The organism is Micromonospora sp. L32, assembly GCF_052068055.1.
Lineage (GTDB): Bacteria > Actinomycetota > Actinomycetes > Mycobacteriales > Micromonosporaceae > Micromonospora > Micromonospora purpureochromogenes.
The window spans coordinates 862,842-881,141 of the sequence record NZ_JBQHDD010000002.1; the positions used below are offsets into that span (position 1 = coordinate 862,842).

Below are 18,300 nucleotides of genomic sequence, written 5' to 3' on the forward strand. Positions count from 1 at the left end.
TCTCCGTCAGGCGGGCCGTTGGGCGGGCAGGGCGGAAACGGGTGATGCTCTGTCTCTCGCGGCGGTTAGGGCGGCTTTCCATTGGGCGCGTTGGGACAGCGCGCGCAGGAGTCGGTGTTGCAGGGGTGGGATGTCGGGGTCGTCGGGGCGGGCGACTTCCCAGGCGTAGGCGGTCGGGCCGGCGGGATCGGCGTCGTCGGCGCCCGTGCTGATGCCGAGCAGGTTGCGGACCCAGGCGCGGGCGTCGGCGCGGTGGTCGGCGAGGGTCTTGCCGGACCAGTCGCGGGAGACGAGGATGCGGCGCCCACCGATGCCGAGGGTGGCCCGCTGGTGCACCTTTCCCTTGCAGCGTCCCGCTTGAAGCCGACCGTGGGCCTTCTTCGGCTGGATGCCGTAGAGCAGCCAGTTAGCGCACCGCTCGTTGCACGGTGTGATCCGTAGTTGCTGCCAGAGCCGGTCGAGGTGGTCCCGCTGCCGGTCGGTGTCTGCCTTGTGGCAGTCGGCGGCGCTCTTGGTGATGTACTTCGTGATGTAGCCGATGGTCCGCTGGGCGTGGACGGTGCCGGGGGTGACCCCCTCGGCGTGGACCTGGCGACCGAAGCGGACGACGTGGGCCGGTTGGGCGTCGGGGGCGGCGTCGACCAGGTCCAGGGCGTCAGCCCACGACGGCAACGGCTCCCGGCTGTCGGGGTCCACCCATGCACCGCGGCTGTCGTCCCAGACTGGCGGGTGCTCCAGCTCGTAGACCAGCTCGTCAGCCGGTGGCCACCACACCTGGTGGTAGGTGGCGGCGGCGACCTGCCGCAGCACGGCGCGGGGGATGGTGCCGCGGATGGCGAAGTGCGCGTGCGGCGCCAGGCGGCGTTGCGGCTCGACGCAGCCGGCGTACTGGACGTTCCACCCGACGCACCGTCGAAGGTTCTGCCAGAACCGGTCGAGCAGCCGCGCGAAGTGCACCGCATCCCAGGCAGCGCGCCGGTAGTCGTACGAGTCCGGGTCGACTGGCGTCCCGTCCGGCAGGACCCGCCCGTAGGAGTCGAGGGTGAGGGACAGCCACATGGACGGGCGGTGTTCGGTGCCGTCCGGGGCGGTGTAGACCCGGCCGACCGTGCGCCGCTCCACCTTCTTCCGAGGCAGGTCGGGTGCGTCTTGCCGGCGTCGGGTCGACCGCTTGCGTCGGCCACCCTCGGAGCCTTCTCCGTCGTGGGGCGGGGCGATCTGCCCGCGTAGGCCCTCGGCCGCGATGGCTTCCTCCACCTCGGCTATCGCCTGATCGATGCCGGGCACCTGATCGAACTGCGCCGACCGCTGTGCCTCTTCGCGGGCGAACTCCAGGTGCGCCCGCAGCAGGATCAACTCCCGCTGAGCGTCGGTGGCCGGGTCCGGGGCGGGGGCGGGTTCGTCGGTGCGGTGCCAGCCCTCGCGGATCTGCGTTTGCCGCAGCCGACGGGCACGCTGCGCACACGGCGGGCACTTGTCCTCTCGGGTGCTGCCGCACGGAAGGTCGACCACCTCCGTCTGACCGGTGGCGAGGTCGGTGCGGCGCAGGGTCACGGGCCGGATGCAGACGCCGTACTCAGCGGCCATCTCCTTCAACACCTGCCGCGACATGGGCAGGGCGAGGCGGGCAGCGCGAGAGTTCGCCGCCGGCGCGACGGTCGCCGGGGCGGGTTCGTCGGGGGTGAGGCCGGGCAGAGTCGGGGCGGTCAACGGGTCACCTCCGGTAGCTCGAACAGGGCGGGTTGGATGTCACCGAGGGGGGTGGTGCGGGTCGGGCCGACGTGGGCTGCCCAGCGGTGGGCGGCGGCGGTGTGGCGGTGGCAGGTGGTTTCGGCGCGGTAGTGGCCGCTGCCGGGGTGGCCGGCTTCGACCAGTGCGATGGCTGGCCCACCGCAGCGGGCGCAGTAGGTGGGCCAGCCAGCCATGGCGGTCAGTGGCCGCAGCCGGGGCAGTGCAGACCGGGGCAGCACCGGCCGGAGCGGCGCAACAGCAGGACGATGGCGACCAGGACTAGGACCACGCCCGCGATGAGCGGAAACGCGGCCCGCACCGCCTGGGCGAGGTGCACGGCGGCGAGGTACCCGGCCACGGCGACGGCACCCAAGGTCGGAACGGTGACGGCGGCGATGACGTGGCCAGGGCGCAGCCGGCGGACCGGAGCCGGGGCCGGGCGGCCGGTGTTGAGGAACCGGACCGTGACCGTGACGCGGGAGTCACCGGGGACCTGCCGGGGCGCGGTCATCGAGACGAGGCGGCCGGAGTCACGGACCAGGGCGACGGTGGCGGCGACCTCGGCCGGGGTGCCGACGATCCGGCGCGCGACGACGGTGGGACGGCGGGTTTGAACGCGGGTGAGCTGGGTGCGGGTCATCGGGTCACCTCCGAGGCGAAGACCTGACCGTTACGGGGTGTCTGGACGACGGACGAGACGAGGGCCGACCGCACCACCGGGGCAGCCGGGGCCGGGGTCGGGACGGGTGCCGGCGGGACGAGGACCGGGGCGGGATCCGCGGGCCGGTCGTCCAGGTCGACGGCGGCGGGTGCCGGCGACGGCCGCACCGGAGCCGGGGCCGGGGCCGGGGTGGGCGTCTTGGCGGGGGCGGACAGGATGAGCTTGGACAGGGCGAGGAATGCCAGCGCGGGCACCGAGGACAGCAGCCGGGACGAGAAGCTGTCGTTGGCCACCGCGATCTGTGCGGCCAGGGACAGGGCCACCGCGGCGACGAGGATCGACAGCGGGTAGAGCACCGGGGCGTGCGGGTCACGGCGGCGACGACGGCGGATGACCAGCAGCGCGGCGGCCGGGGTCAGTTCCGAGATGACGGCGTTGGACCAGCCGAACCACTGCCCGGTGCCGGCCGGAGCGTGGTCCATGGTCCAGTCCTTGACGTGGGTGAACGACGCTGCACCGGCCATGCCACCCACCGCTAGGAGGATGAGCACCAGGGCGACGGCTTCCAGCCGATCGGAGGCACGCTTCATGCTGCCCACCCCCACGCTTCGGCATCCTCGGCGGCGATCTCGGCGTGCTGCCGCAGGGCGGCGTCGAGGATCGCGGCGGCGCCAGTGTCGGGGGCGCAGTACGGGCACTGCTGGTCGGCGTCGGTGTGGGCCAGGTCGAGGCAGGTCCGGCGGATGGGTCGGCGGGTGAGTCGACGGGTACGCATCACGCAAGCTCCAAGCGGGGGAATGTCAGCGGTGGGTGGGGGTGATGTGCACGCGGATCCACTCCGGTGGCTCGCCGGTCGAGGCGACGGCTTCGGAGAGGCAGCGCCACAGCGCCCACGCCTCGTTCGGGGTGAGGTACATGCGGCGCCGGCCGGAGCCCACGGCGACGTAGAGGTCGGCGTCGGGGGTGACCCGGACCGTGACCGGCACCGAGGCTTTGTCGACGTGCGGGGCGCGCAGCCGGTAGAAGCGGCGCGCCTGCTGGGTCGGCTCGTCGGGTTCGTCGGCGTAGGGCATCCGGGCCGGGATGTCCTCGGGCAGCTCGTTGGCGGTCATTGCGGGTCGCCTCCGTTCGGGGTGGCGTCGAGGTCGAGGGCGTTGAGTAGCGACGGCGGCAGCAGTGGCGCGGCCTGCCGGGGCGGGGTCGGCCGGTAGGTGTGCCGGCCGTTGCCGTTGGTGCGCGCGGGCTTCAGCGGGGCCGGGGCGGGTTCCGGTTCGGGCTGGACCTCGGGCGGGGCGGCGAAGGTCGCGGCCATCTCGCGGATCAGGTCGTCATCGATGTAGGAGAAGCGGACGCGGGCCGGTTCCGGCTGGCCGTCCAGCAAGACGTACGCGACGCCCTTCGCCGACAGCGGGATGTGGTCGGCCAGGGCGCCGCGGTCGCGGGCACCGTCGCCGAGGAGCAGGTCGACGTGGCCTCGTTCGGTCAGCCCGAGGGCGATGCGGGTAGGGAAGTAGTCCCGGACCGTGACGACTTCTTTGCGGGGGTCCTGGGTGGCGGCGACGACCAAGACGCCGAGCCCGGCGCCCTGCGAGAGCAGTACGCCCAGCGATTGCGTGATCCGGTTGCGGATCTCGCTGTCGGGTAGGAATGCCAGCAGCGTGGCCAGCTCGTCAATCACGATGACGATCAGCGGCTCATCCACGGTCGGGGTGTGGACTCGGACCTTGCCGCGGAGGACCCGCTGCCGTGCGCGCATCCGGGTTACGGCGTCGTCGAGCATGTCCGCCATGCGCGACCAGTCGTCATCGACGTACCGGGAGAACAGCGGACCGCCGATGGCCAGCTCCATCCCGCCCTTCGGGTCGATCGCCCACACCCGCACCAGGCCGGACCGGATACCAGCGGCCAGGGCGCGCAGCAGGGACCAGATGACCGAGCCCTTGCCCATCCGCGTCGCCCCACCGATCAGGACGTGAGTCGCGAGCAGACGCAGGCAGTACACGGCCAGGTCCTCACGCAGGCCCAGCGGCAGTGCGGTGAAGTCCGGGCGGGCCGGCACGGGTAGCGGCTTGACGATGCGGGTGAGCGGGTCGCGGCGGATGAACACCAGCCACACATGCCGAGGCCGGTCACGAAACCGGATCGCGTCGACCCGGCGTAGCAGCCACGCCAGGCGGCCGGTACGGGCCGGGGGTGCCTGACGGCGGCCGGAGAACACGCGGCAGTGCCGGGTGCCGAACGAGTACGCCAGATCCCGGGCCACCTTGTGGTAGACCTCCGGGCTCTGCCCCCGAGGCATCCGCAGCACAACTTCATCCGTGGCGTAGGAGCAGCGCACCGACAGCAGCTGCGGCAGCTTCTCGCCACCGTCGTACTTCTTGGCCAGCCCGCAGAGCGTCATGGCCTCGTGCCACTGACGCCGGTACACCCAGAACCGCCGCCACGACGACAGCAGTCGCAGCGCGACCAGGCGGTGGAACGACTCACGTCCCCGCCACCACCACAGCCCGGCACCAGCGGCGAGGACGCCGAGGACCAGGAGGTGAGGCCACCAACCCGACGACCGGTGCACGTCGACGGCGACCAGGAATAGGGCGACAGCCGGCCAAGCCCGCCAGTGCTGCACCGCCACCACAGTCAGGCGCGCCATCAGCACGAGCAGCCGAACTAGCAGCAGAAGAACGGTGACTGTCCAGACCAGCGGCCACGGAGTGGCGATCTGTAGGCGGCGGAAGTTCACCAGCGGCGCGCGCATCAGGACGCCGCCTTACGGGAGTGCTGCTGCGTCCACGCCTCCGCGCAGAGCTTGTGCACGGGCTTACCGGAGGGGCTACGGCAGACCGCTGGCTTCCCGCAGATCACACAGGGGACGGACTCGCCGGCACCACCGGCGCACGTCCAGTCCAGGGAAATTGGCATGATGAACCTGCCCTTCCAGGCCAAGAGGGTTGAGAGGGCAGCGGGGCGGTCAAGCTTTCCTAGGGCCGAGACCGCCCCGCGCCACAACAAGTGCTCAGTAGCCGTGCCGCCTCAGGGCGTCGTAGGCCGCCTTCTGCTCCGCCTTCGTGGCGTTGCGAGACGCGGCGTCGAGGGCCGCCTTGGCCTTGTCGAATACCGGGCTGTCAATGTCTCGGTCGGCGGCGTCGGTCTCTGCCATGCCGAGCTTGATCAGCCGCATGACCTGGTCCTTGCGCACCGGCGGCTCCGGGTCGGGACGCTTGCCGAAGATGCCCATCACGCGGCCTTCCCGTGGGACTCGGCCAGAGTCTTCGGCGCGGCCAGCGCCGTCGCTCGGAACGAGTAGGCCAGCCGGCCGTTGCTGCCCACGTAGGGCGTGACGGTCAGGTTCTCGAACTCCACCGGCTGGAACGGACCCACCGGCGGCACCGGCTGCACATCCGCCAGGATCTTCACCGATACCTCGCGCGACCGTGCACCCAGCTCCGGGTCCATGTCCATGACCCGGCACTGCCACACCCGCTGACCCGTCAGCTTGTCCTTCGACGGCGTCCGTTGCCGGGTCGCCTCGTTGAAGTCCTGCGCCTCCGCGATCGAGTCCGGCACGAGTACGCACCCGTGCGGGAACACTGCCTCAAACGGAACCGTGAACCGAGTCCCACCCCTGAGGGCCATGACGATCTCCTTCGCTGATGCGACTTGGCCGGCGCTCCGGCCTCTGTGATGCCGGTAACCTAACAACTGATAGGTGGATCGGTCAACTGTTAGGTCCGACTTCGTCGCGGTGCGTCACTGAGCAGGCAGAAGACCTCTCATCTGTTAGGTGACTGGTAACCTTCACCCGTACGCGACGCCGACCAGCAGGGAGCACCGCCATGACCTCTCCCCGGGGCCGCACGGAGCGGCCGGAGGCCAGGCATCAGCAGGTCGCGCGCAACATCCGCAACGAGATCGAGGCGGGTCGGCTAGTGCACGGAACTGCCCTGCCGTCCACGAGGAAGCTTGCGGAGGAGTGGGGCGTCAGCGGCTTCACGATCAACGAGGCGATGAAGGTGCTTGCTGAGGAGGGGCTTGTGATCAACGAGTCCCGGTCCAAGCGAGTCGTCCACGCCCCAGATCAGTTGCGCCGGTCTGAGGTACGCCCGCAGCGTCCCCGCGTTGTCCTCATCGGCGGCTATGCGGGCAGCGGCAAGACCGAGCTGGGCCGCATCCTCGCCCGCGAAACAGGCTGGCCGATCCTCGACAAGGACACGCTGACCCGCCCCGTGGTGGAGGCAGCGCTAGAGACGCTGGGCCAGTCGCCGCATGACCGCGAGTCGCAGACCTACCTAAGCCAGATCCGCCCGCGCGAGTACGAAGCCCTCCAGGACGCGGCCAGCGAGAACATTCAGTGCGGCAACAGCGTGATCGTGACCGCGCCGTTCATTCGGGAGTTCGGCGACGCCGCCTGGATGGCCCGGACCCGGGCGTTCTACGAGGCAGCGAAGGCGAGTACGAGCGTGGTGTGGGTGTACTGCGATGCGGACACCATGCTGACCTACGTGCGCCGTCGTGGCGCCGCTCGGGACGCCTTCAAACTCGCGGACTGGCCCGGCTACCTGGGCACCATCGACCTTGACTTCCGCCCGGCGGGCGCGCACCTCGTGTTGGACAACTGCGCATCGAGCCGGCCGCTGCAAGAACAGGCGAAGGAGCTGGTGAAGGGCATCCTTGCGGACGAGGGTCTGTGATGCGAGGCGTCATTCTGTACGGTCCACCAGCGGCCGGCAAAGACACGATCACAAGCGCCCTGCACGACCTCGATGCCAAGTACGCCCTGTACCCGCGCCTCAAGGTAGGCCCGGGGCGCACGAGCGGATACCGCATAGCCGATGAAGCCGCCCTTGACCGGCTACGCCGCAACGGCGAAGTCGTCTGGGAGAACCAGCGGTACGGCGCGCGCTATGTCGTGGACCGCCCGTCCCTGATGCAAAGGTTGTCGAGCGGGGTGCCTGTCGTGCACCTGGGCCAGCGTCCCGCCGTCGCTGCGGTCACCGCGGCCGTCCTTGATGTCCGCTGGTGTGTGGTCTACCTGTGGTGTCCGCGAGAGGTGGCGGCGCAGCGGATCATCTCTCGCCGGACCGGCGACGCCGATGCGCGCTTACGTGCATGGGATGAGACCGAGCCGCTACCTGAGGCCGATCTCAGTCTGAACACCGCCGCCGTGTCCCCGCGCGTGGCAGCGAAGCGCATCCATCGTCACGTCCTGGCCGACGACCGCTCACCGGTACCCCTGCTCTGATGTAGTAGAGCGAGCAGCCCGTGACCGTCCTCAACCCGGGCGTCCGGTTCCAGGTCAGGGTGGGGTGCTTCGCGGTCGGTGCGGGGTGACCGCATGAGAATCGCGGCGCCGGTACCGGCCCGGCGGGCGCAAGCGATGTCGCGGTGCACGCTGTCACCGACGAACCAGCAGTCCCCGATCGGTACGCCGACGGCGTCGGCGGCCAGCTGGGCCAGCCGGGGGTTGGGTTTGCGAGGTCCGGCTTCGTCGCTGTAAAACTCGGCGGCGAACAGGCCGGACAGCCCAGCGGCGGCGAGGAAGTCCCGATGCGCAGCCCCGCAGAGGGTGTTACTGACCACCGCCATCGGAAGACCCTCGTTTGCGGCAGCGTGCAACGCGTCCGCGATCCCAGGGCGGACCTCCCACTCTGGGCGCCAGGTCCAGGCGTACGCCAGCGGGGTGGCCTCCCGCTCGACGGCGTCGCGGGAGGGTTGCGGCCAGGTACGGGTCACGAAGTCCGCCCACACCTCAGCGTGTGGCAGCTCGACCGGCTCACCGGTGCGGCCGACGTCATCGCGCCACAGCGCGTAGGCCCGTGCGCCCTTGCCAAGGTCGGCGGCGATCTGCTCGGCCGGCACCGTCCCGGCGACGATCTGCGACAGCCGGCGGACCAGGTCTGGTGGAGCCGGTGGTTGTCGTGGAGCGTCGGCCAAGACGCCGCCGAAATCCAACAGGAGAGCGCGAGGCGATCGAAGCATGCCCTTCATCCTCACGGATGACCCGACCGGTGGGGATGCGGCGTCTTGATCGTCCGCGGTTGCTTCGTATCGTGCAGTGATGACCATGGGGGAGGAAATACCGGGATGGCGACCGCACCGAGCGAGAGGGCAGGGAAAGGCGACGCGGCGATGGCCGTGGCTGCTCATGGCCCTGGTCGCCATCCTCTGCGCCGGACTGGTGGCGATACCGGCGTCATGGGCGATGCGGAAGCAGCTTGAGGCGGAGCGGGGCGAAGCTTCGCCGGAGGCGGCCGTGGCCGTCTGGCGGTTGCAGCTCAGTGCCGGCGAGGAGCTGGGCGTGTCGCGCGTGCTGGCCGAGGAACGGCATGACGAGCTGCTGGCCCAGTGGCGTGACTACCGCGCCCAGATGACCCGCTCCGGTAACCCGCCATCGAAGATCGAGGCAGTTGGACCGAGTGTCGTTGAGCGCCAGGGCGACGACCGCGCATCCGTCGTTGAGCAGATCCGGGCGGTGTGGTGGCAGGGGCCAACGTCTCTCGCCGGCACGGAGCACCCGTGGCGGTGGGAAGTCCGCAAGGACGGCGGCGGGTGGCGCGTTTGGTCGGCTGACTTGCCGGCGTGGTGCGGTGTCCACGTGCGAGCGGAGCTGTGCCACTGACGGCGCGGGGCTACGACGGGGGCCGGGTGGCTGCCTCGCCCGTGTGTTCGCGCCACCGGCCGTTGTCAGCGTGCATGAGCCGTTGAACCATCCGCCGGGCTTCGTCCTCGGTGTCGAACTCCCAGCGGAGCACCTTGCCTGTCTCGGAGTCACCGGCCCTGGCGACGACGTGCCACCGAACCTCTCGGGCGAGCCACACGTCACGCCGGGTGAGCCGTCCCCATGTCCCGTTCCACCAGCGCGCTACCAGCTCCCTGCCCACCCAAGTGATCGTACAAGTGTTCTAAGAAGTGGAGCGGTGCGGTTAGGGGGTTGGCGACGGGTTCCGCCGATATGTGAAGTATGGGACGCGACAAGCGAGTCCCAAGAAGGAGGTAGCCATGAGCGAAGAAGACCTGGTAAGGAAGCCGCACGTCCGGTGGCCGCTGCTAGACGAGCAGTTCCGGCGGCGGCGCAATGCCGCATGGGGTCCGCTGAGGCCGGTGACCGGACCGACAGCCGAGGCACGTACGACACCGCCAGAAGTGGTGCGGATCGAGGCCGAGTGGTACGAGGCATTCCTCGCCCATCCGGACAACCGGTCCGCGTGACTCAGCAGTGGCGTGAGGCAGGAGGGGAGGAGCTGTAGAGCCGGGACGATGGAACGCGCGGGCCAGTGAAAGAGAAGGCGGGGCAGGCGACCACGAGCGGAGCGGAAGGCAGCAAGGGTTCACGCGAGGATGAGCCACAGCGATCCTTGAGACGGCCACCGGACGAGGGCGGCCCGGGTGGACGTTGTGTTCGTGCCCGGCTAGGTCCACTCGGATCGCTTCCTGTGATCTGTTGCCGAATTGGCCTGTACTAGATCAAGCGCGCTCCGCGCGGCGCGGGCCGGGGCGCGGCAAACGGCTCCTGCGGAGCCGCCGCCCCGACGCCGTGGCGCCGGGGCGGAAAAGTCAGCCGGCCCGAACCCCACGCCCCGCCCCGCGCGTCACAGCCTGGGTCAGTCAGGTGACCCGGCGACGAGTCCCGAAGGACGGCCTGGGCCAGGCGGACAGGCTTCCATCCGTTTCCGACGATCCCGCAGCGCCACGAGAACTGGCCGGCGATCCGAGGCGGACGAAGTTGCCGAACGATGGCGCAGGTCTCTCGCGCCCCCGGGGAGGAAGGAAGCGGGGCCGTGTGGGGGTGGAAGGTGAGGGGAGAGGACCGGGTTAGAGCTGTGCCTCCGGCGGGGGCCAGACGACTCCGAGATGGAGTTGCCGAACGGTTTCGGTAGGTGGGTGGTTGAGGTGGGATGCCATCCCGCCAGCCACCGACCCAGGCAAGCCGAGCAGACCAGGGCCAGGGCGACAAGGTCGTACGTCCGGTAGGGCGCTCCACCTTGTCACCCTGGCCCTGGCCCGCTCCACGGAGTGTGGGTCGGCGGCAGACGGGATGGCAGTATCGGCCCTTTGGCGCGTCCTTAGCACGGAGGAAGCATTTATCGAGAATCACCAATGACAAGTCGAACGAGGCCGGCTACATGCTCGATGCTACCGACGCCCACCACAGAAGTTCCTCCCGACCAATTTAGCTTGGCCTCGCTTTGCTTCTTGACGACTTCTTCGGGCCCAATTACGTAGGACCACGCATTGTCGACGAGCCCAGGTTGCGCCTCGATCAGGTATGACGACGCTTGGTGATAACCATCTCGACCCACATAGCTTCCGAGAGCGCTCCATTTGCATTCCAGCATCAGTGCGCGCTCGCCCGGCAGGCACAGTAGAATATCTGCTCCAATGGCCCTCTGAACGCTACTCACGCCGGTCGTTGCTGCCTTGTACGGTGATGGGACCTGGTAGTAACGAGCGGCTGCGGAAGCCTCGAACCACAGATCCCAGATGTCTTGCCCGATCCTGAGCTGAAACTGGGGCCCTGACGACTCGCCGGCACTCAGTGGTGCGTTCCATCGGACACGCCCTCCCAGTGACCGCACGGTGGCGAGCACCTCTCCCAACACAGAGAGATGAAATAGGCGCCAATCCAGCTGGGAATCCGGCTCGATGAGCTCGAACGCGAGGAAGTCCAGATCGGTCAGGGATCGCACCAGTGACGCTGCCACCATGGCCAGCGAAGACCATGGGCGACCGGAGTTTGCAAGCGAACGGAGATCAAGTCGATCTGGGGGAAGCGCCTCGACATCCTGGAGATCCGATTTCACTACGCCGACCATGGTGAGTATTGGATGCTCGATACGATCGACGAGGAGCGGTGCTATGGGACGCACGTCCCTCGCCATTCGCTCGAGTTTTCGCGCCGTCCACGCCAAGGTTTGCAGTGCGCTCTCGTCCTTCACCCGCGATCGGGGATGCCCGACGAAAGCCTTCGGTGGCCAGCCATAACGTCTCCCCGTTGTCGCCCAGTCCATGGGGCGGAGCGGACGATCGGACACCTCCCGAGCTGACGTCGTCGTGACCGGTAGGTTCTCGCGCCATGTCCTGACGTCACCCGGGAGGAGAAGAAGGGCACTCTCTATCTTTTGCAGCAACACGCGTGCCGCTCGTAGCTTGATGGCGGCCGCGGACCACTGGACCTCTATCTCGTCGGCCGTAACAGCACTGAGCGCATCGAACAGTTGTCCGTCACTACTCCAGCCACGGAGCAGCTGCTCTAGGCCGCGCCGTGGAAGGGTCAGAGCAGCTAGCTCAGGACGTGTCGCTGGGAGCTCACCCATGTCCACTGCCCCTGTGGTAGCGCGTTTTCGTCGTTGACGATCCGTTCGCCGAGAGCATCGAAGACGCGGTCGTCGAAGCCAGCCAAATACCGGCCGATGCCCGTAACGTACGCTTCGGCGAGGAGCTCCGCGAGGAGCGGCGTTTCGTCAGCATTCGGGCCCTCTCCCTCAAAGTCGGCTGGTGCCGTGGGTGCCGTGGCCCCATCCGTTACCTTCGGCCGCCCGCTCAGCAGATACTTGGCCATTCTGAGGAAAACGGCCGGTCCAAGCGCAGTGCTGTCATCCGCCAGATGTGCTGAGTACAAGCCCGCGATGGCGATAACCGCGTCCCCGCCGAGATCAGGAAATGACTTCTCCAGCAGCTGAGTGAACTGTCCTGGTTGAATGGCGGGAACCGGAATAACGACGAAGCGACGGGAGAGCGCCTGACCAAACCGGAAAACCCGCTGTGCGTCTTGCGGGTTGTAGGTCCCGAGCAGGCGAAAGTCCGTGCCCGCGAGATAGCGACGAACGTGGCCGTTGTCATCTACCTTTGACCGGCGCTCGTTACCCCACCCGACATGCTGGGGACTGCCATTGTGAGCCGCCGAGCGCCCGACCTCGACTTCCTGATCGGAAAGCCACGTCAGCAACGGCCCCATGATCTTATCCATATCGCCACGATTGGCCTCATCGAGGATAAGCCACCGCTCGTCCTCGATTGCATTTAGAAGCGCGCCCGTCGACCAAGCGAGTACGCCGTTGGAATCGGGGCTCAGGCCGCCGATGAGGTCGTACGCCGTCCAGCTCTCGTCCGGCGTGCGCCAGAGTGGGTTCGGATCGAAGCCAGCCTCGAAGCCGTAGCGTTCTGGTTCGGCAGCGATCTCACTCAATACCCACTTGAGGAGTGTTCCCTTGCCAGTGCCAGGCGGGCCGACCAGGAGGATCGAAGGCGTCGTCTTGAGTGCGAGGCGCAGCATGCGCTCGACTCGCCTATCTACGCTGATCGAGACGGGGGCGGCCGGCGAAGCCGCCTGCTCTCCGGGAAGCGGCGTCTGCACCTCGGGGGCCCGCACGACCACGGCTTCTGGGGGGCGAAGTGCCTCAGGGATCGTGGTTTCGTCCCACTCAGTTTCGCCGAGCAGCGGAACGTCAAGGGACGTGGGCGAGGTGATGTCTTCCAGCTCACTCGTAGTCAATCCCAGTTTCTGCAGCAACTCCGCCCGTGCCGTCGACCAATCTGCCTCCGGGGAGAAGTCATAGTTTCGCAGCACAAGCACAGCCAGGGACTGCCAAGAAGGACGGTGAGGCGGTAAGGCCCTGGCCAGGACCGAGGAAGCAGCTGGGAGCAGACCGTGCCGTATGTGGTTATTCACGAGAAGCGAAGACGAAAGCTTGACCCCACGGGTGTTGTTGTTCCACACCGTCTTCCGCCCGGAGTCCTTGAGTACCAACCAGTCGTAACGACATGGGCGGAGCCGACCGAGTTCGCGGTTCGGGAAGACCCCAAAGAGGTCATCTACGGCCTCTGCAACGGCCTGCCAAGGGTCCTGGTCGGGGCGATTGGCGGCGAGCCACTTCATCGTGAGGAACACGTCGTACGCAGACGCGACCTTCGTCTGGTAGTTGAGTCCCTGGAAGTCGGCGAGCGCCGCGTTCATCGCCTCAGCGCTGAGTCGCATCCAGCAGGATCCTCTCGGCAGCGGGTTAGATGGTCAGCCAGCATGCTGCCAGATGCCAGTCGATGTCATTGCCCGGGCTGGCCGTCGCCGTCGCCCTCGCTGAGGTGGGCTCGATCCGGGGGGGCCGAACCCCCTAACGAACTCTCTTGGATACGTCAAGCCCGCGAGCCGCTGACGGGCCGTCGGGGGTAGGCTTTAGAGTTCGGTGCATGAGCACCGGAGGCCCCCCTCAGACCCCGCAGCAACGCAGGCGCGTGGCGCAGCCGGCGACCCCTGAGCTGCCGAACATCTACCCGCGTACCGCCATCGCGAAGTTGGATCGCGGCGCTTACCAGGGGCGGCCGGAGACCTTCCCCGTCGAGGAGGTCGCGCCCGTCGTGGGGATGGCCGAGTCGTTCATCCGACGGATCTTCGGCAACAAGCGGAAGCTCACCGTGGACCAGGTCCTCGAGCTCCTCGACCAGGACGCGTTTTCTGAGACCTTCGTTCCTCGTAGCCGCGTCCTGGACTACCTGCTGTCTGAGCTCGACGCGAGCGTGCGCTCGGCTGAGTTCGCCAAGGATGAGAAGTGGAAGCTGATCCACGGCGACTTCCTCCAGGTCGTTGGCACCCTACCCAAGGGAAGCGTCCAATGCGTCGTCACCTCGACCCCGTACTGGGGCATGCGCATCTACAAGGATGCCCGCCTCGTGCGCTGGGCGGATGGCGAAGAGTGCGCCTTTGGGCACGAGCAGACGCCGGAAGGCTTCATCCGGCATACGGTCGAGATCCTGCATAGGTTGCGCCCAGTCCTGACGGAGTCAGCGTCAGTGTGGTGGAACCTGATGGACACCTACATGACGCGGACCCAGATCCGTGGCAACGCCTACGAAGCCCTCCAGGCCATGGACGGTCGCAACCGGATGAAGTGGGGGGACCACGATCATCACCGGTACAGCGCTGGGCATTCCTACATCAAGGATGGCGAGCAATGCGGTATCCCGGCTCTGGTAGCAGAGCGAGCTAGCCGCATCGGCTACTACACCAAGAGCATCATCACTTGGGCGAAGATCAACAGTCTGCCTGAGCCCCAAAATTCCCGGGTGAGCCGCAACCTCGAGTACGTGCTGCACCTTTCGACCCGGCGCGCGCCGACCTTCGACAAGGGCGCATACCGCAGGCTTGGCGCCAACCTCGGCGGCCGCAACACCCTCTACGAGGGCGACAAGCTTTCGGACGTTTGGGTGATTCCCGTTTCGTCCGGTGGTGACGGCCACGGGGCGCAGTTTCCCGTCGCTTTGCCGGGACGTTGTATCTCGATCTCGACTAATGCAAACGACGTCGTTCTTGATCCCTTCGTCGGGTCAGGCAACACTGCCGTAGCTGCGCTAACCCTCGGTCGACGCGTAATTGGCGTAGACGTCTCCCAGCAATACCTTGATGTAGCCGAAGCGAAAATTCACGAGTTAGAGCAGCGCCTCCCGATTGATTTCTCGGTCACGGCTCCACAGCCGGGGTCGCAGGCTGATCGGAAGAGTGCCTAAACAAGAGCGCACCTGTTGGATTTCGAACGCCCCACATTCGGACGGAACGTTGCAGGCCCCGGACCGCTCGCGAGCACTGGAGCAGATGCAGCAGTAGAGCAGCTGGCCGGACTACCTGGGCGCGCGACGGACTGGACCCGACCGATGACGATCGGGCCAGACCGAACGGAGCGCCATAGCCTACGGACGAGCTGGCTCCCGGATGATTGCAGCCAAAGGCGGATGGCCCAGGCGGCGAAGGGCCGTCTCCAGCCAAGAAGCTTCCTCGCTGTACCAGAGGCCAGGTTCGAGCCCGGTTCCGGCAGGGAGCGCGAGGTAAGTGTGCGGGGTGGGCATCACGAAGGTGAGGCGCTGCCGTCGCCCCGGAAGTATCCGACGAAGTGCTGCGGGGCCGTGCGCGAGTTGCTGCCGACTGGCTCCGGTCTGAGGCGGTTGGCCTAGCAGTCTTCCCACGTCTTGCCAGGCGGTCTCGCCAGCGGCACCGCTTGCGGCGTATTGGAGCCCTCCCGAGAGGATGACGCCGCGGACGTGGGGCGCGTCGGCCAGGGCGACTCCGATGTTCAGCGATAGTTCGTATAGACGCTGAGCAAGCGGGCGAGCGCTCCAGTCAGTAAGGCGGAAGAGGGTTCCTACATCATCAATGCGCAGCCAGGCAGGCGGACCTCCCGAGGTTTGCTTAACTTTGCTGGCTAGCCGAGCCGCCACGCGTAACCACGCGTCGTTCGTCAAGGCGGGGCCGGTCAGGATTGGTCCGGAGGGACGCTCGCCCTTTGCGAAGACCTGCACAGAGCATTCGCCGGCCCGCACGGTGCGCTGCTTTCCATCCTCGCCAGTAGCGAGAGCTGCGGCGGCGATGTTCAGGACCCACTGTTCGGTCTCTGCCTCACCCAGCACCTCGTCAAGCTGGGCGACGGTCTCGATCTCGTGCCGTAGCTCCAACACCTGGAGAGCCCGATGTAGGCGGTCCGTCCAACCTTCGATTGACCGAAAGTCACGGTCGAAGCCGATGACCGTGGTCTCGATCAAGTAGTTCAGGCCGTTTCGGCTCAGCCACAGATCAGGCTTCCGGCCGGAGGGGAGCTGCTGCTCGTAACTCACCTTCCAGCCATCCGTGACGGCGAACGCTGCGACCTCGAGCCCGAGCAGCAGATGCTGAAACTCGCGGAGGGCGGCATCCGCCCTGGATCGGATCTCACCCGCTTGGGCGAGCAGGGCTTCGGCGCCCTCCTGGTGTTTGACCAGAGCGACTCGCGCCGCGAACTCCAGCACTCGCACGACCGCACGCGGATTGGCCAGGGGGTACCAATCCAGATGCAGCAGTGGGATGGTCTGGTTCCTGGCCGCGTTATCGGCCAACCATGACTCACCGAAGAGGCCTCGCAGCACGCCAACAGCCCACGACAGCACGGGTTGGCCGAGAGCGGTTACCGCCGCCTTCTCGATAGGCCCGGCCCACTCCTCCCAGGTGAAGTTGCGCAATGTCCGTCCCAGAGGCTCGTTGACGCTGGCGATGCTCGGCCATAGTAGGACGTCGCTGTGCAACCTGCGTTCCAACAAGCTGATGGCGCTGACCCTTGGCGCAGAGGCAGCAAGGAGGCATCGAAACCGCCGGCAGTCACTGACAATGTCCGGCGCCGGTCAGCATGACGGCCACGCCCAGCAGCATCGCACGGGTGACAAGTGACGGTGCCAGGTGCCCGCGTTCGGGACGAAGAGGTCGTTGGCTTTGCAGCCATCCGTACAGCCAAGCCAGCCGACGGGACCAGTCTGAGATCCGCGGAGGTTGACAGGCGAGCAGGTCAGCGGCAGCCACCGACGCTGGCCGACAACGTCTTGATCTTTGCAAGGCAGGGCCTGGGGTTGCTCTAGCCGGTGGTAGAAGTGTCCCGCCACTTCTCAGGCTCTCCTTCATCGGTCTTGCGCCATCGCTGGCCAGTAAAATCGACGAACACGGCTGTTGCAGGGGCCGTTCCTCCCTCTGGGGACCACTCGTCGTCGCCGAGTTCTACTGGCGGTGAGTACCGACGCCGGGACTCCTGGCCCATACCACGTGGGATGGCCTCGATGGGTGGTAGTGAGAGACGCTGCCCCGGTACGTCTACATACAGCTGCACCTGTCGAATCGGACCCGCGCTGTCGTTGTGTACGTGGACAGTTACGTCACGTACGAGGCCGTTGACGACCGTGAAGCGTGCAGCGCTAACGGTCACGGAACGGGCCAGAGCCAGCGCTGCCTCAGCTCGTTCTGCGGCGAGTTCAGCCCGTGCTTCACGGGTTTGCTGTCGCTCGTGAAGCAGAAGCCATGTCGCGGCCAGGGCAGCCACCAACCCGGTGAAGACGCCCATGACGCTTCCCCATGCCTGCATCCAGTCTGTGACCTTCGGCTGCTCTTCTCCAACAGGGGCACGGTAAGTCACCGAGATGAAGGCCATGCCTAGGGTCGAGGCGGTGAGAATGCATACCCCGCTCCCGATGAGAAGCAGGAGGGATCGCCGATCAAATCTCATCGGTGCATCTTTCTGGTCAGGGGGACGTCTAGCGCTATCAGTTGGACGGCAGCTGGGATGGATGCCGTCGAAACATCACGTTCGGGACGAGAAGGTCAAGCTCCGTCGGCGAGACGACGGAGGGGAGATCACCACAAAGCCCTAGCCCTTGACGTCCTGCCCGCTTCTGCGCCGGCCGGCCGTCGGCCACCAGGAGGGTATCCACCACCGACGACGGCCGCCGCTATCCGAAGGGTCAACCAAGTCCGCGCGAATCGCGGCGTTCAGCACCCCCACGGCCTCCACCGCGGCCACCCACTCCCCCTGTTCCGGTAGGACGACATCCCACTCGTGCTGCGGGTAGCCCTGCTCCTGCAACTCATACGCCAACACGGCAAACGCGGCGATCATCTCCTCGCATGCGGCGCTGGTACGCGGTGGGGCAAGCAGGTCCACACGCACCTCCACCGGTACAGCCGGCTGGTACTGGATGTCCTTCCGCTGCCCGCGCACAGCGCCGTACTCCTTCGTGAGGTCTTCAAGCCAGCGCCGACGGTCGCGGCACTCGGCCAGCAGGTCCACGTACAAGGCGATCCGCTGCTCGTGCAGCAGCGACGCCCGCTGCACCTTCGCGCTGTGCCTCGCCTGCCATCGGCTCCCCAGATATGTGCCCAGCAGCGCCACCACGCCCCCGACGAGCACCGGCCACATGTCATCCACTTGCACAGAGTGCCAGCCGATCGCAATACACGAAGGTGACAGCAAACCGCGCACCCAGGAGGGCCGGACCAGCAGTACAGCAGCGAAGTACAGCAACCGACTGAGCCGCAAAAGCTGCCACACGACGACCAGGAGCTAGTCGACATCGCGGGAGACCGTAAGAGGTCGCACTGCCCGGAGCTACGGATCAGAAGGTTAGGGGTTCGA

The 18,300-nt window shown here is 67.3% G+C and carries 19 protein-coding genes; 5 read left to right on the top strand and 14 right to left on the bottom strand.

The features are described 5' to 3' along the window. Positions 1-6: 6 nt before the first annotated feature. From ACTMTB_RS08745 to ACTMTB_RS08785, 9 genes are all read right to left on the bottom strand, one after another. The gene (locus ACTMTB_RS08745) at positions 7-1,710 is read right to left on the bottom strand and encodes a replication initiator (RefSeq protein WP_441143915.1); all 1,704 of its coding nucleotides are present in this window, start codon (positions 1,708-1,710) and stop codon (positions 7-9) included. Further along, positions 1,707-1,925: a hypothetical protein gene (locus ACTMTB_RS08750; protein ID WP_441143917.1), complete on the bottom strand. Its 219-nt coding sequence runs from the start codon at positions 1,923-1,925 to the stop codon at positions 1,707-1,709. Before ACTMTB_RS08750 ends, ACTMTB_RS08745 begins: the two co-directional genes overlap by 4 nt. 5 nt (positions 1,926-1,930) lie before the next feature. Then, positions 1,931-2,371, bottom strand: a complete 441-nt coding sequence (locus tag ACTMTB_RS08755) for a hypothetical protein (protein WP_441143919.1) — start codon at positions 2,369-2,371, stop codon at positions 1,931-1,933. After that, entirely contained in the window at positions 2,368-2,982 is a 615-nt protein-coding gene (locus ACTMTB_RS08760) for a hypothetical protein (protein WP_441143921.1), read from the bottom strand. Before ACTMTB_RS08760 ends, ACTMTB_RS08755 begins: the two co-directional genes overlap by 4 nt. Beyond that, positions 2,979-3,167, bottom strand: coding sequence for a hypothetical protein (locus ACTMTB_RS08765; protein ID WP_441143923.1), 189 nt, complete (start codon positions 3,165-3,167; stop codon positions 2,979-2,981). The genes ACTMTB_RS08760 and ACTMTB_RS08765 overlap by 4 nt, the downstream gene beginning before the upstream one ends. A gap of 25 nt (positions 3,168-3,192) precedes the next feature. Continuing rightward, positions 3,193-3,504: a spread protein gene (locus tag ACTMTB_RS08770; protein WP_441143925.1), complete on the bottom strand. Its 312-nt coding sequence runs from the start codon at positions 3,502-3,504 to the stop codon at positions 3,193-3,195. Next, positions 3,501-5,147, bottom strand: coding sequence for an FtsK/SpoIIIE domain-containing protein (locus tag ACTMTB_RS08775; protein ID WP_441143927.1), 1,647 nt, complete (start codon positions 5,145-5,147; stop codon positions 3,501-3,503). Before ACTMTB_RS08775 ends, ACTMTB_RS08770 begins: the two co-directional genes overlap by 4 nt. A 258-nt stretch (positions 5,148-5,405) precedes the next feature. Further along, positions 5,406-5,630, bottom strand: a complete 225-nt coding sequence (locus tag ACTMTB_RS08780) for a hypothetical protein (RefSeq protein ID WP_441143929.1) — start codon at positions 5,628-5,630, stop codon at positions 5,406-5,408. Beyond that, positions 5,627-6,025, bottom strand: a complete 399-nt coding sequence (locus ACTMTB_RS08785; protein ID WP_441143930.1) for a transcriptional regulator — start codon at positions 6,023-6,025, stop codon at positions 5,627-5,629. Before ACTMTB_RS08785 ends, ACTMTB_RS08780 begins: the two co-directional genes overlap by 4 nt. Positions 6,026-6,225: 200 nt before the next feature. Between ACTMTB_RS08785 and ACTMTB_RS08790 the strand changes: the two genes are divergently transcribed. After that, complete coding sequence (locus ACTMTB_RS08790; RefSeq protein ID WP_441143932.1) at positions 6,226-7,080, top strand: AAA family ATPase; 855 nt, start codon at positions 6,226-6,228, stop codon at positions 7,078-7,080. Then, complete coding sequence (locus ACTMTB_RS08795) at positions 7,080-7,631, top strand: kinase (RefSeq protein WP_441143934.1); 552 nt, start codon at positions 7,080-7,082, stop codon at positions 7,629-7,631. The genes ACTMTB_RS08790 and ACTMTB_RS08795 overlap by 1 nt, the downstream gene beginning before the upstream one ends. Here the strand turns inward: ACTMTB_RS08795 and ACTMTB_RS08800 are convergent. Then, positions 7,589-8,368 carry an HAD family hydrolase gene (locus ACTMTB_RS08800; RefSeq protein WP_441144041.1) on the bottom strand — a complete coding sequence of 260 codons (780 nt, stop codon included), beginning with the start codon at positions 8,366-8,368 and terminating at the stop codon, positions 7,589-7,591. The two genes, ACTMTB_RS08795 and ACTMTB_RS08800, sit on opposite strands and share 43 nt — an antisense overlap. Before the next feature lie 79 nt (positions 8,369-8,447). On the opposite strand from ACTMTB_RS08800, the gene ACTMTB_RS08805 reads away from it, so the two are divergent. Beyond that, entirely contained in the window at positions 8,448-9,008 is a 561-nt protein-coding gene (locus tag ACTMTB_RS08805; RefSeq protein WP_441143936.1) for a hypothetical protein, read from the top strand. A gap of 380 nt (positions 9,009-9,388) precedes the next feature. Continuing rightward, positions 9,389-9,598 carry a hypothetical protein gene (locus tag ACTMTB_RS08810; RefSeq protein ID WP_441143938.1) on the top strand — a complete coding sequence of 70 codons (210 nt, stop codon included), beginning with the start codon at positions 9,389-9,391 and terminating at the stop codon, positions 9,596-9,598. Between the two features lie 872 nt (positions 9,599-10,470). Here ACTMTB_RS08810 and ACTMTB_RS08815 read toward each other — a convergent pair. Together ACTMTB_RS08815 and ACTMTB_RS08820 are read right to left on the bottom strand one after the other, a co-directional pair. Beyond that, entirely contained in the window at positions 10,471-11,397 is a 927-nt protein-coding gene (locus ACTMTB_RS08815) for a hypothetical protein (RefSeq protein ID WP_441143940.1), read from the bottom strand. A 272-nt stretch (positions 11,398-11,669) separates the two neighbouring features. Then, positions 11,670-13,364 (bottom strand): AAA family ATPase, encoded by a 1,695-nt coding sequence (locus ACTMTB_RS08820; RefSeq protein WP_441143942.1) that lies wholly within the window; start codon positions 13,362-13,364, stop codon positions 11,670-11,672. A 209-nt stretch (positions 13,365-13,573) separates the two neighbouring features. Here ACTMTB_RS08820 and ACTMTB_RS08825 point away from each other — a divergent pair, with 209 nt between their 5' ends. Then, positions 13,574-14,887: a DNA-methyltransferase gene (locus ACTMTB_RS08825; protein ID WP_441143944.1), complete on the top strand. Its 1,314-nt coding sequence runs from the start codon at positions 13,574-13,576 to the stop codon at positions 14,885-14,887. A 180-nt stretch (positions 14,888-15,067) separates the two neighbouring features. Here ACTMTB_RS08825 and ACTMTB_RS08830 read toward each other — a convergent pair whose 3' ends face one another. Further along, positions 15,068-16,366, bottom strand: coding sequence for a hypothetical protein (locus ACTMTB_RS08830; protein ID WP_441143945.1), 1,299 nt, complete (start codon positions 16,364-16,366; stop codon positions 15,068-15,070). Between the two features lie 1,169 nt (positions 16,367-17,535). Beyond that, positions 17,536-18,093 (bottom strand): hypothetical protein, encoded by a 558-nt coding sequence (locus tag ACTMTB_RS08835; protein WP_441143947.1) that lies wholly within the window; start codon positions 18,091-18,093, stop codon positions 17,536-17,538. Positions 18,094-18,300 lie beyond the last annotated feature (207 nt).